Raw genomic sequence first — 11,924 nt, forward strand, 5'->3', positions numbered from 1 at the left:
AAAAAGCAGCCAATAGGCTGCTTTTTTTATTTGGTACTAAAGTATGACTTTCTCGGCGTAAATTAGACTTAATACGCAATTTGTCACTAGCTAGGTTTGACAATTAGACATAGGGTTTCTATTGGTTATTTAGTCAACACAAGTGGCTAGGTATGAAACTCGAACAAAAAATTGCATACGCGTTTATTGTAGCTACAGTAATCGCTATTTTTTCGACCCTGTCTTCTGTGCATTGGTTTGCTAAACAAATCTCTGCTGATTTACTGTGGAAGTACGGGCGAGTTGTATCAGCCTATGATGTTGATACTGTATTTTCACCAATCGCCAAAGAAGTTGAGTTGGTGCGTGAGTTAGCTTCACACCCCAACATCATTTCGTGGGCCTATCACCCATACGATCCCGTCTATATTTCGGTTGCCCAGGAAACTCTGGAAACCTACCGCTGGCGTTTCTCTTCCAACAATGCTTTTGTCGCGTTGGATACGAGTCGCGACTACTACTTCATCAGTACTGAATCAATTCGCACAGAAAGTATGTATCGGTATACCCTAGATGAAGCCAATCAAGGTGATAAATGGTTCTTTGCGCATAAACTTTCCAATCGAGAAGTCAGCTTGGGTGCCGATCACGATGATCACTTAGGACTCACTAAGCTATGGGTTAACTTTAGCCTGGTGCATGACGGTGAGTTTTTGGGAGTGATAGGCACTGGGTTGGCGCTTATGCCGATTGTTCATCAACTGTACGATGAGCAATTCCAAGGTGTCGAAACTATGTTTGTCGACAGCGATCTCAAAGTACAGCTTCATCGGGAGTCGGGCACCTTTAACCAGCAGCCTGAGCGCTCTTTATCAGACTTTTTCAGTCAAAGTGATTACCAACAAGTGCTTGATCTAATGAACCAGCAACGAGAAGGGAAGGAATCTAGTGCTCTGGTGGTCAGCAGGGGGGAAGGGTCATTTATCGTATCCATTGACTACATTAAAGATCTAAATTGGTATGAAGTGTCGTTTATCGATATCGGTTTATTACTCAAAGATCAGCTTCTTTACGCCGTTTATGCGTTTGCCTCGTTGGCAATCATTACCGTGTTTTGGGCGCTCTACCTTGTGGTACTCAATGTCTATATTCGCCCTGTGGAATCTTTGCGAGCGAGGGTACAGAGTATTGAAGTTACACAACACCACAAAAATTCTGTTAAAGATATTGAGTTAAGTATTAGTCAGTTTGCAAAAGAGCTGCACGCGTATCGAAATGATATTGATAGCATCATTAAAGAACGAACCGCAGCGATATCACTGCTGACTACGGTGGATAGCCAAACGGGTTTGTATAATCGTTTAGGGATGGAAAAAGAGATACTCCATGAACTGGCTAGAGGAAAAAGAGAAAGCTCCCAATTTAGTCTTTTGTGGGTGGATGTTCAGATATTACAAATAGAGCAGATAGACCAAGCAATTACACTTGTTTCTAAGGCGATTAAAACCGCTATTCGTGAATATGATTCAGTCTGCCGTTGGGCAGACAACGAGTTCTTGATCTTAGTTCGAACCGACAATGAACAAGCATTGCATAAGTTATCTGAGCGAATCAGGAAGGAATCACAATGTCAGGCAGGAGACAGTATAGACTGTAATATCGCAATTGGTGGTGCAGTGATAGACCCTCACAGTACTTTAGGTGAGGCAATAGCGAAAGCAGATGGTGCTTTGTATTTAACAAAGAAATCGCCAAGTTCGGCCATTACCATTTGGTCACCAACGGGGATTGAACAACCTTCTAGCTGAACTATTTTGGATCAATAAATCTTTTCATCCCTATTTATTAATATTATCAATTTCACCGCTTTCATACTGTCACGTGGATGTAACGGGCGTTTTATACAATCTGCCTTTCGATAAGTTGAATTTATTATCACTTTAATGTTCTTATTGTGTTAAGAGCTTGTTTTTCTCGACGGTCTTAATGTGACCAAAGCAATATAGTAGGAAAGTAATCAATGTTTACCCTACGGTATCGCATTTTTGAATTTGTAATCTTCTGACAAGCCGTTAAGTTATAGGAAACTGGTTGCGTTTTTCATTTCGCGTGGCTGGTTATAGAAAGGAAAGGTAGTCCCCCAATAATTACTTTGAAGCTACCGATACAATATAAAAATATGGAGAATAAAATGGCTGGTGTTTTAGGAATGATCCTTGCTGGTGGAGAAGGCTCACGTCTTCGTCCTTTAACGGAATCTCGGAGTAAGCCGGCAGTGCCTTTTGGAGGCAGCTATCGCTTAATTGATTTCGCATTAAATAACTTCGTTAATGCGGATTTAATGAGGATTTACGTCCTAACTCAATTTAAATCCCAATCTTTGTTCCATCACATGAAGAAAGGCTGGAATATTAGTGGTATCACCGACCGCTTCATTGACCCTATCCCAGCGCAGATGCGCACAGGAAAACGCTGGTATGAAGGTACTGCGGACGCTATCTATCAAAACTTACGCTTTATGGAACTGTCTGAACCGGACCAAGTTTGTATCTTTGGATCTGACCATATTTATAAAATGGACATCAAACAGATGCTGGATTTCCACAAAGAGAAAGAAGCATCCCTGACTGTATCAGCATTAAGAATGCCTTTATCCGAAGCGTCACAGTTTGGTGTTATCGAAGTCGATGTTGATGGCCGAATGATTGGTTTTGAAGAAAAACCAACCAATCCTAAGCCAATTCCTGGTGATAGCGAGCATGCGTTAGTGTCAATGGGCAACTACATTTTTGAAGCTAAGACGCTTTTCGCAGAGCTGATTGAAGACGCGGATAAAGAAGATTCTTCGCACGACTTTGGTAAAGATATTATTCCGAACATGTTCCCACGTGGCGATGTGTTTGTTTACGACTTTAGCACCAACCGTATTACCGGTGAGCGCGAAGAAGTGTATTGGCGAGATGTAGGTACGATTGATGCGTACTGGCAAGCACATATGGACTTATTAGAGAAAGATGCACCTTTCTCACTGTATAACCGTAAGTGGCCTTTGCACACTTACTACCCGCCACTTCCTCCTGCAACATTTACCGACTCAGTCAACGGTCGAGTTCAGATTATCGATAGCCTAGTGTGTAATGGCAGCTATGTTCGCGGATCAAGGATTGAAAAGTCAGTGCTTGGATTCCGTAGTAACATTGCTTCTGCCTGTGACATCAGCGAGTCCATTTTGTTAGGGGATGTGAAAGTTGGTGAAGGGTGTATACTGCGTCGAGTGATCGTTGATAAAAATGTCGATATAGCACCGGGTACGCAAATCGGTGTGAACCTCAAGGAAGATAAGAAGCACTTCCATGTTTCTGACGAGGGTATCGTTGTTATTCCTAAAGGAGCAAGAGTTGGCTACTAAGAATTTTTCTGTTCTATTTGTAGCGTCTGAGGTTGAAGGATTGATTAAAAGTGGTGGTTTAGCGGACGTGGCTAAAGCACTACCCGAAGCACTTCTTCACCTCGGGCAAGATGTTCGTATAGCACTTCCCGCATACAGTAAGATTCAAGGTATTGAAGACGCAGAAGTCGTACTCGACACTCAGCTAGAGAGTTGGCCACATACTGCTTACCGAGTTCGTAAGACACAGTCTGGAGATGTTCCAGCCTATGCGATTGAATGTGAGCAGTATTTTAATCGCTTAGAAATGTATGCTGAAAACAATTCCGCATACGCTGACAATGGTGAACGATTTGCATTTTTTAGTGCGGCTAGCTTAGACATGTTGCCTAAGTTGGGTTTTCAGCCAAATGTCATTCATGCCAATGATTGGCATACGGGGTTAGTACCGTTTTTACTGAAACACCGTTACAGTGAAGACTCGTTCTTCAAACCTATTCGCAGTGTCATCTCAATTCATAATGCGGTATTTAAAGGCGTATTTAGCTATGAAGAGTTGAACTGCTTACCAGAGTTTCATTCTCGACACGCGCCAGATGCTGCAGTGAGCGACACACACGTAACTATGCTTAAAGCTGGGGTTATGTGTGCTGACAAAATCAACGCCGTGAGTCCCACCTATGCTAAAGAGCTAACGACTCACTTGGGAAGTCACGGAATGGAGCGTGAGTTCAGCTCGCGTCAAGGGGACTTAGTCGGCATTCTTAACGGGTGTGACTATTCGGCTTGGTGTCCTGAAACAGATAGTTACCTGCCTAAAAACTATCGAGCGACTCATCAAAGTATGTTGCGTGGGAAAAAGGCTTGTAAACAAGCACTGCAGAGCGAAGTAGGGCTCCCGCTTGAAGATGTCGCTATGTATGGCATGGTTTGCCGTTTAACCAACCAAAAGGGCGTTCATTACTTACTGCCGATACTAGAAGAGTTCTTGAAAAATGACGTTCAGTTGGTGGTTGTTGGTACAGGTGACCCGGTACTTGCAAGTCAGTTGAAAGAGGTGGCAGTGATTCACTCTGACAAATTTGTGTTTGTTGAAGCGTATGACAATAAGCTAGCGCACTGGGTAGAAGCGGGCTCCGATTTCTTTCTAATGCCTTCTGAGTTCGAGCCATGCGGCCTTAACCAAATGTATAGTATGGCTTACGGCACATTGCCGATTGTTCGAGGTGTTGGTGGTCTAAAAGACAGCGTGGAGGATTATGATTCAAATAAGGAATCTGCCACAGGATTTGTTTTTAATGAACCTAGTGGGGATGCCTTGTTAAGAGTCATGCTACGTTCGCTACTACTGTACGCACAGCAACCTTCGGAAGTAAGGCGTATCCAGCTTCAAGCAATGGATAAGAAATTCAGTTGGACGGATGCAGCCAACCAGTACTTAGAGCTGTATTGCCAAAGTTTGGATTCATAGCATAACGATGAAAAGTATTTAAAAGGTGCACAGAGTGCACCTTTTTTATTGTGTGATTCAATGCAAATACATGCACACCGAATTCTATGTGCTGCAATCTCTTGTTACATTTAATGCTCAAAAGTGTACGAATTCGTCAATCTTTGACTTTTGGGGAATAGAATCGGCATCAAGTTATGGTAGTCTTCTAACCCTATTACCAAACTATAAATAACCACACTGAGAGTTATGTCTGATACCTTGCTATTTCACAAAACTTACCAGCACCCAACTAGCGATGAGTGGGTTGTGTTCGTGCATGGTGCGGGTGGTAGTTCATCGATTTGGTTTAAACAGATCAAAGCGTACAAAGAGCACTTTAATATTCTTCTCGTAGACCTTCGTGGCCATGGGAAGTCGAATCGATTACTACGTGAATTGATCTCAAATCAATATACCTTCAAAGCTGTCACTCAGGATATATTAAGAGTGCTCGATCACCTTAAAATTCGTTCAGCGCATTTTGTAGGAATGTCACTCGGCACCATTATTGTACGTAACCTTGCTGAAATTGCTTCTGAGCGGGTTAGAACCATGGTTCTTGGAGGCGCTGTGACACGTTTTAATACTCGTTCTCAAGTGCTGGTTAAGCTAGGTAACTTGAGTAAGCATATTATCCCTTACATGTGGTTGTACAGCTTGTTTGCTTACATTGTAATGCCACAGAAAAGCCAGCGTGAATCCCGACACTTGTTTATCCGTGAAGCCAAAAAGCTGTGTCAAAAAGAGTTTAAGCGCTGGTTTATCCTAACTTCAGAAGTTAACCCGTTGATGCGGTATTTCAAAGATAGAGAGTTACCTATTCCTACACTTTATCTGATGGGAGAAAGGGACTACATGTTTATACAGCCCGTCAAAGAGATGGTCGCTGCGCACCAAGGTAGCGAGTTGTGTGAGTTACCGAATTGTGGCCACGTTTGTAATGTCGAACAGCCGGAAGCATTTAATCGAGTCTCTATCGAATTCATAAAAAAACACACTGCATAAGCAGTGTGTTTTTTTATTTACCAAATTACTTTACTTGTTGCCGACCTTTTCCGCTTGAGGCGAGCCACATTTCCAACATGCTCCAAACTGCCCCTCATTGTCTTCTTGGCAGCTATTACACACCCAGGTGGCATAACTGGATGCTTCTTTGTTATGAAAGCCCTCTACGATTGATTTGGCTTTGCTAAGCTGCTCTGCTTCAAGAAGCCATACATATGGGGCAGAATCTTCTCCAAATGGCAATTCGCCCTGCAAACCAAATAACCCCTCTCCCCGAACTTCACAGGGAATGTTTTCTGCTCGTAAAAGTTCACACAAGATATGAGCTTGAACGGGATTGGAGGCAGTGAAGATATTCATTAAGCGTTTCCATTGTGTGCTTTAGGGGACACTTTGATTCTCGCCATGATCCATTTTGCGATGATAGGGAAAACACCGAGTAGGGCAAAAGAGATCAACACTGTTGGCGAAACAATACCTGATAGGCTGTCAATTTGGGCTAGTTGAGTACCAGCATTTAGATAAACTGCTGTGCCGGGTAGCATACCTAGCTGACTAACCAAGTAGAAGCGGCTAGTACTAATTGGGCTTAAGCCCATTAAAAGGTTAATCAAAAAGAAAGGGAATACGGGAATAAGTCTTAACGAAAATAGATAAAATGCGCCGTCTTTCTCTACACCATTGTTGATGACTTGTAGCTTCTCGCCAAACTTATTTTGTACCCAGTCACGCAATAGGTAACGTGAGCTTAAAAACGCGAGGGTAGCACCAATGGTACTGGCAAATGAAACCAGCAGTAGACTGGTCCAAAAACCGAATAATGCAGCGCCTAGCAGTGTGACGACAGCAGCTCCTGGAATTGAAAAAGCGGTGATGGCGACGTAAGCCAGAAAGTAGCTGATTGCTGCAATGAGGAAGTTTTGCTCAATAAAGCTACCTAAAGCTTCTTGCTGTGCTTTAGCGTTTTCAAGCGTGAAGTATTGACCAAAATTCATGGCCAAAATAATAATCAGTGCGACGAATACCACGCCAAATACTAGCTTTTTGTTCATTTTTTATTCTCCGACCTAAAGATACGTTGGCCGCTCTACCTGCTATGTCTTCTTAGTATAAAAGTAGATAAAGTACTTGCAGAGAGATTGGTGGCGAATTCTCGCCTAGTATCAAGAAACTGTTTGAATTAAGACAGGTTAAGTGGAAAGAAAATTTCAGCAGATACAAAAAACCGGCACAGAGTGCCGGTTCTTTGAACTTTTCTTGGGTTAGCAGAGTCGATTAGCCAACTCTTCACGACGCGATTGTGGAATGACTGACCAATGAGTCCCCTTAATTGCCCCTTCAAGTGCCCATAGAAGCTCTAAACCAACATCCGAAGTATGGGACTGCTTAATGGCTTTAAATGCTTCTACCGCGCCAGCTTCTTCCAATTGCTCAACAGACTCGATTCCTGCCTTCTTGAGCATCCTTTCGGTCGCTAGTCTTAGGTTTGGAAGATCTTTTAGTCGATTCGGTTTCGACTGAGCTTGAGACTCTTTTTCAACCTTTGCTGCTTTAAGAGCTGCAATGGCCTCATCGAGCGTAGCTTTTGGGTTTGCCTGCCAATCGTCTGGCAATGCGAAGTATTTTGTAACGACAGGGAATCCACGTTTCTTATATACATAAGGCTCGTAGCCTTGTCCTTTGTATTTTTTTGCGGCTGAATCGTCTGCTCGGATGTGCAACTTATCATTTACAACAAGAGCGAACATTGTCTCGTCAACAAAGATGCCGAAACCGCCAAACATTGAACGGGATTTTACACGGCCTAGTTGTTCAAACAGCCGCATTGAGTCTTTTAGTACTGGTTTGTCCATGCTGTATATTCTCGGTGTATGTGAATACGCCACCAAATCAGGTCCGAGAGGTTAGCAAAAAAATGCAGAAACTGTGTCAGTAAGGAGTAAAGTTGTGTATGCATAGTTTGCCATCGGCAACCCCGCTACCATAGCAAGTAAATGCCGTAGGCCGGAAGCTTTGCGTCCCAAACTTTCGAATGGTTTGCCCTGTGCGTGACTTCTAATTCAAGAGTAATTAAAAATCTGAATAAGTATCACATTTGGATGTTGCAAATGTGATATGTGTTCCATAAATAAGACTAAGCTATGCGCCTTGCGTATCTCTGAACTACCACGTAAAGCACATAGGTTATTAATCTTGCTAACTATTTAGTCAGGTCTTTTACGGTACTACGCTCAACAATCTCTGGATGCATTTCAAAGACACGCTTTTCGTGTTCTTTGTCTTTAATGCGCTCTAGCAAGATCTCAAAGGCATTTTTACCCACGCGACGTTTCGGTTGGTGGACCGTTGTTAGCGGAGGAGAGAAGTACTCAGCAAGTTCGATATTGTCGTAACCAATAACAGACATATCTTCTGGTACTCGAATCCCTTTTTGTTGTAGACGGCTCATCAAGCCAAACGCCATGGTGTCATTGAAACAGAATACGGCAGTTGGTTTGTGGTCCATTGCTGCAATTTTATCTGCGGCAAGCACAGCGGTATCACACTCAAAGTTACCTTCTAAGATCCAATCTTCGTTAACCGATAGATTGGCTTCACCTAAAGCACGTTTGAATCCTTGGATACGTTCTTGGCAGGCTGCTTTCTCAAAGTGGCCACTTAGGCAAGCAATGTCTGTGTGACCACGATCGATAAGGTACTTAGTGGCTAAGTAGCCACCTTCTTCCGAATTATCGATAATTTTATCGGCTTGAGAGCTTTCAGGGCCCCAGTCCATGATTACTTTTGGAATGTCGGCATGTCGATCCAACATTTCTAGTAGCTCTTCAGTTAAGTCAGAACACATGACCAAAATACCATCTACGCGCTTTTCAGCTAGCATGCGGATATAGTCACGCTGCTTTTCGTAAATACCACCGGTGTTACACAAAATGAGCGTGTAGCCTTGGCGGTAACAGTAGCTTTCAACACCATCGATTACTTCCGAGAAGAATAGGTTAGTTGATTGAGTTACTAACATGCCGATGGTACGGGTCGTATTACATTTCAAGCTACGAGCAACGGCACTTGGAGCGTAGTTAAGCTCTTTAACTGCTTCCATCACTTTTTCTTGGGTTGCTTCAGCAACAAAGCGAGTTTTGTTGATTACATGGGAAACAGTGGTAGTTGATACGCCAGCTAAGCGAGCAACATCTTTAATTGTGGCCATAAGGTTCTGTCCTATTGAGAACTGCTGCATATACTGGCTTACCCCTTGGCTCACCGCAGCAATCATTATTGTCAGCTCCTAGTTAATGGTTACATCAAAGTAGTAAAAACACAAAAACCGCTTTTAGCCAGCGGTTCGTATTTCTACCCAGGAAACTGAGTCAATTTCATTTTTAATCGTTTGCGGTCACGATTCTAGACCTCAAACGTGGCGCAAGCAATGAAAAAACCGTCAATAGCAGTGATCTATCACTACAATTGACGATTTTGTCGCTAGCTAGGGAGTGGTGAAATTACTCGCCGGCGAGGTAGTGGCAATCTAGCTCTAGGAAAGACACTAATAGAGATGCTACCGCAGCGTAGAAGCCGAATTCATCGAGTGACTGACACTTGGTCGAAAATTGTGGAACCCAAGAAAGGATCTTTTCTCGGATGAACTTTTCTTGTTCGAGCAGTGCATCATCAAGGTGCTGTTCTTGTTCAAGCTCGTTAGAGCGAATAATCAAGTTACCAAGGAAGTCTAATTCGATCGCAATGTGATCTGCTGGCTCGTTAAGTGAAGCGCTGACAGCAATACTATGTTCAGCCATTAATGCCGCCATTTCTTTGGCTGGCTCGTCATTCAATAGACCCGATTTGCCGATGTACATAGACGCATAAGGCAAAGCGGATTCTTTGTCTGATTTCAAAAATAGGTCGCAGAAATCTGCAGAGAGCTCTAATTGTGCGTCTTCACGGTCATTTAGACGATTGAGCGCGTCAGTCATCTTGTCGATAGACGGTTTTAGAGTTTCATTTTCACCAAGCCCAGCGAGGAAGGAGCGAATTTCTGGGGTTTGATACTGTTCAATATCCGTTTCGGTCAGTTCCTTAGCAAACAAGCTAGATAGCCACCAGTATATTTCAGCTCTTTTTTCGTTAAATGCTTTTGTTTCTTGCATTGTTTTAGCTCCAATTCGAGGTATGTCTTTAGTTTAACTAATAAAGATGAATAGCGGTAACTACATGTGTGAATAAAAATAGAGAGATATAGTGAGATATGAATAGCGAGTCTAAGGTTGTTTTGAATCAATAAAAAATCACCTTTCTTACTTTTGAAGTAGCATTTTCTAGAATTGTTACTGATTATGAATAGAATAGTGTTGTTAAAGTTAACCTGAAATCAAGATTAAGTGGTCTAGATGAGCTATCACGTATTAGTTGTAGAAGATGATGCTGTTACTCGCAGCAAGCTAGTGGGATACTTTCAAAATGAAGGTTACACCGTTAGTGAAGCCGAAGATGGCGTGCAAATGCGAGAAGCGTTGGAAGAAAACTCTGTCGACTTAGTGATGTTGGACATCAATTTGCCGGGTGGTGATGGATTGATGCTGACAAGAGAGTTACGTAGCCAGTCAGATATTGGAATCATTCTGGTGACAGGGCGCACGGATAGCATAGACAAAATTGTTGGGCTCGAAATGGGCGCCGACGATTACGTTACTAAACCTTTTGAACTGCGCGAACTGTTGGTTCGTGTGAAAAACCTGCTGTGGCGAATTTCAGCCGCTCGCAATGTGTCGCCTGTGGTGGAAACTCATGACAAAAACAGCAATGTCGTTCGCTTCGGTGAGTGGACGTTTGACACTCAGCGCCGCGCATTGAGCAGAAATGGTGAGCCGGTTAAGCTCACTAAAGCAGAATATGAGTTGCTGGTGGCGTTGTCGTCACACCCAAATCAGGTGCTAAGTAGAGAACGTATTCTGAATATGATCAGCCACCGAGTCGATGCGCCAAACGACCGTACTATCGATGTACTTATTCGTCGAATGCGCGCCAAGATGGAGTTCGACCCAAAGAATCCACAAATATTTGTGACTGTGCACGGTGAAGGTTATATGTTTGCTGGTGACTAACGACTGCCTGCTATGTCGTTTGAGCAATAAAGAAAAGCCGAAGTGATGACTTCGGCTTTTTAATATCTATCAGATTAGTGTGCGTTATTATGGCTTACTACAAAGAAGTTTCTTCGGATTGCAGAGCACGCTCTTCGTAATCTGATGCCATATCTCTTAAGCTCTGCCAGATCAGACCAAGAGTCTCATGCCAGTAACGTTCAGTTTGCTCAAGGTAGACCGCTCTAGGGGTGTACTTTTCCCATGGCTGAGTAATGTTACTGTGAGCAAGGTAGTTTGTCGGCGCAGGAAGAGGCTTGATCCCAGCAGAATTAAACTCGTTCAAAGCGCGTTTCATGTGACTGGCGGATGTGACTAGGATTAGACGTTTTTGACCAACAAAAGCAGCGGCTTGTCTGGCTTCTTCCCAGGTGTCTTGCGCGGTTTCTAGCAAGATAATGTCAGACTTAGACACACCGAGTGCCAAGGCGACTTTTGCCATCATACGAGCATTGCTAAACTCACTGCCACCCGCATAACCGGAAAGGATGAGTTTAGAGCCTGGGTACATGCGCAGTATACGAATCCCCTCGCTCAATCGCATTAGCGCGGTACGGCTTAGCTCAGAAGTCGGTGGAATTTGGTCGTCGACTACGTGCCCACTACCAAGCACCATTACGTAGTCAACGGATTCATCAATGGGTAGAAAAGCGGAGTACTGCCTTTCCATTGGCATGAGCAAACGTGTTGATACAGGTTGAAAGGCAATCAGGAAAATGCCGATAAAGGAGAAGAGAACAACAAAACATCCTGTTTTTCGTTTTGCGGTAAACATGATGAGCATTAAGCCTAAAAAGCCAAGGATTAACATGGCTGGTAACGGCATAAGCATCGATGAAATAATCTTTTTCAGCTCAAACATACAGAAATAGTCCGAAAAAACACCACTTGATAATAAAAATAAGAGAAACCCTCTTTA

At 43.2% G+C, this 11,924-nt stretch carries 11 protein-coding genes and 1 riboswitch; of the genes, 5 read left to right on the forward strand and 6 right to left on the reverse strand.

The features are described 5' to 3' along the window. The first annotated feature begins 152 nt into the window (after positions 1–152). From J4N42_RS05080 to J4N42_RS05095, 4 genes are all read left to right on the forward strand, one after another. Entirely contained in the window at positions 153–1,787 is a 1,635-nt protein-coding gene (locus J4N42_RS05080) for a GGDEF domain-containing protein (RefSeq protein ID WP_252030250.1), read from the forward strand. Positions 1,788–2,170: 383 nt separating this feature from the next. Continuing rightward, positions 2,171–3,388 carry a glucose-1-phosphate adenylyltransferase gene (gene glgC, locus J4N42_RS05085; RefSeq protein ID WP_252030251.1) on the forward strand — a complete coding sequence of 406 codons (1,218 nt, stop codon included), beginning with the start codon at positions 2,171–2,173 and terminating at the stop codon, positions 3,386–3,388. Beyond that, positions 3,378–4,838: a glycogen synthase GlgA gene (gene glgA, locus J4N42_RS05090; protein ID WP_252030252.1), complete on the forward strand. Its 1,461-nt coding sequence runs from the start codon at positions 3,378–3,380 to the stop codon at positions 4,836–4,838. Before glgC ends, glgA begins: the two co-directional genes overlap by 11 nt. Positions 4,839–5,066: 228 nt before the next feature. Next, the gene (locus J4N42_RS05095; RefSeq protein ID WP_252030253.1) at positions 5,067–5,864 is read left to right on the forward strand and encodes an alpha/beta fold hydrolase; all 798 of its coding nucleotides are present in this window, start codon (positions 5,067–5,069) and stop codon (positions 5,862–5,864) included. A 30-nt stretch (positions 5,865–5,894) separates the two neighbouring features. Here the strand turns inward: J4N42_RS05095 and J4N42_RS05100 are convergent, their stop codons facing one another. The 5 genes from J4N42_RS05100 to torD all read right to left on the reverse strand — a co-directional run bounded on the left by J4N42_RS05100 (position 5,895) and on the right by torD (position 10,012). Beyond that, on the reverse strand, positions 5,895–6,224 hold the full coding sequence (locus tag J4N42_RS05100; protein WP_252030254.1) for a putative signal transducing protein: 330 nt from the start codon (positions 6,222–6,224) through the stop codon (positions 5,895–5,897). After that, on the reverse strand, positions 6,224–6,916 hold the full coding sequence (locus J4N42_RS05105) for a TVP38/TMEM64 family protein (protein ID WP_252030256.1): 693 nt from the start codon (positions 6,914–6,916) through the stop codon (positions 6,224–6,226). The genes J4N42_RS05100 and J4N42_RS05105 overlap by 1 nt, the downstream gene beginning before the upstream one ends. A 210-nt stretch (positions 6,917–7,126) precedes the next feature. Further along, entirely contained in the window at positions 7,127–7,717 is a 591-nt protein-coding gene (locus J4N42_RS05110; RefSeq protein WP_252030258.1) for a TfoX/Sxy family DNA transformation protein, read from the reverse strand. A gap of 112 nt (positions 7,718–7,829) precedes the next feature. After that, positions 7,830–7,916, reverse strand: a riboswitch (cyclic di-GMP riboswitch). Positions 7,917–8,064: 148 nt separating this feature from the next. After that, the gene (purR, locus tag J4N42_RS05115; RefSeq protein ID WP_252030786.1) at positions 8,065–9,072 is read right to left on the reverse strand and encodes an HTH-type transcriptional repressor PurR; all 1,008 of its coding nucleotides are present in this window, start codon (positions 9,070–9,072) and stop codon (positions 8,065–8,067) included. Positions 9,073–9,364: 292 nt separating this feature from the next. After that, on the reverse strand, positions 9,365–10,012 hold the full coding sequence (gene torD, locus J4N42_RS05120) for a molecular chaperone TorD (protein WP_252030260.1): 648 nt from the start codon (positions 10,010–10,012) through the stop codon (positions 9,365–9,367). Between the two features lie 240 nt (positions 10,013–10,252). On the opposite strand from torD, the gene torR reads away from it, so the two are divergent. Further along, positions 10,253–10,966 carry a two-component system response regulator TorR gene (torR, locus tag J4N42_RS05125; protein WP_252030262.1) on the forward strand — a complete coding sequence of 238 codons (714 nt, stop codon included), beginning with the start codon at positions 10,253–10,255 and terminating at the stop codon, positions 10,964–10,966. Between the two features lie 97 nt (positions 10,967–11,063). On the opposite strand, the gene elyC is transcribed toward torR, so the two are convergent. Further along, positions 11,064–11,867 (reverse strand): envelope biogenesis factor ElyC, encoded by an 804-nt coding sequence (gene elyC / locus J4N42_RS05130; RefSeq protein ID WP_252030263.1) that lies wholly within the window; start codon positions 11,865–11,867, stop codon positions 11,064–11,066. Positions 11,868–11,924: the final 57 nt, after the last annotated feature.

It is taken from the genome of Vibrio sp. SCSIO 43135, from assembly GCF_023716665.1.
In the GTDB taxonomy this organism is placed as follows: domain Bacteria; phylum Pseudomonadota; class Gammaproteobacteria; order Enterobacterales; family Vibrionaceae; genus Vibrio; species Vibrio paucivorans.

Excerpts from the sequence above, each read along its gene's own strand:
- J4N42_RS05080 (WP_252030250.1), top strand. The coding sequence starts at position 153 with ATGAAACTCGAACAAAAAATTGCATACGCGTTTATTGTAGCTACAGTA.
- glgC (WP_252030251.1), top strand. The coding sequence starts at position 2,171 with ATGGCTGGTGTTTTAGGAATGATCCTTGCTGGTGGAGAAGGCTCACGT.
- J4N42_RS05095 (WP_252030253.1), top strand. The coding sequence starts at position 5,067 with ATGTCTGATACCTTGCTATTTCACAAAACTTACCAGCACCCAACTAGC.
- J4N42_RS05100 (WP_252030254.1), bottom strand. The coding sequence starts at position 6,224 with ATGAATATCTTCACTGCCTCCAATCCCGTTCAAGCTCATATCTTGTGT.
- J4N42_RS05105 (WP_252030256.1), bottom strand. The coding sequence starts at position 6,916 with ATGAACAAAAAGCTAGTATTTGGCGTGGTATTCGTCGCACTGATTATT.
- J4N42_RS05110 (WP_252030258.1), bottom strand. The coding sequence starts at position 7,717 with ATGGACAAACCAGTACTAAAAGACTCAATGCGGCTGTTTGAACAACTA.
- purR (WP_252030786.1), bottom strand. The coding sequence starts at position 9,072 with ATGGCCACAATTAAAGATGTTGCTCGCTTAGCTGGCGTATCAACTACC.
- torD (WP_252030260.1), bottom strand. The coding sequence starts at position 10,012 with ATGCAAGAAACAAAAGCATTTAACGAAAAAAGAGCTGAAATATACTGG.
- torR (WP_252030262.1), top strand. The coding sequence starts at position 10,253 with ATGAGCTATCACGTATTAGTTGTAGAAGATGATGCTGTTACTCGCAGC.
- elyC (WP_252030263.1), bottom strand. The coding sequence starts at position 11,867 with ATGTTTGAGCTGAAAAAGATTATTTCATCGATGCTTATGCCGTTACCA.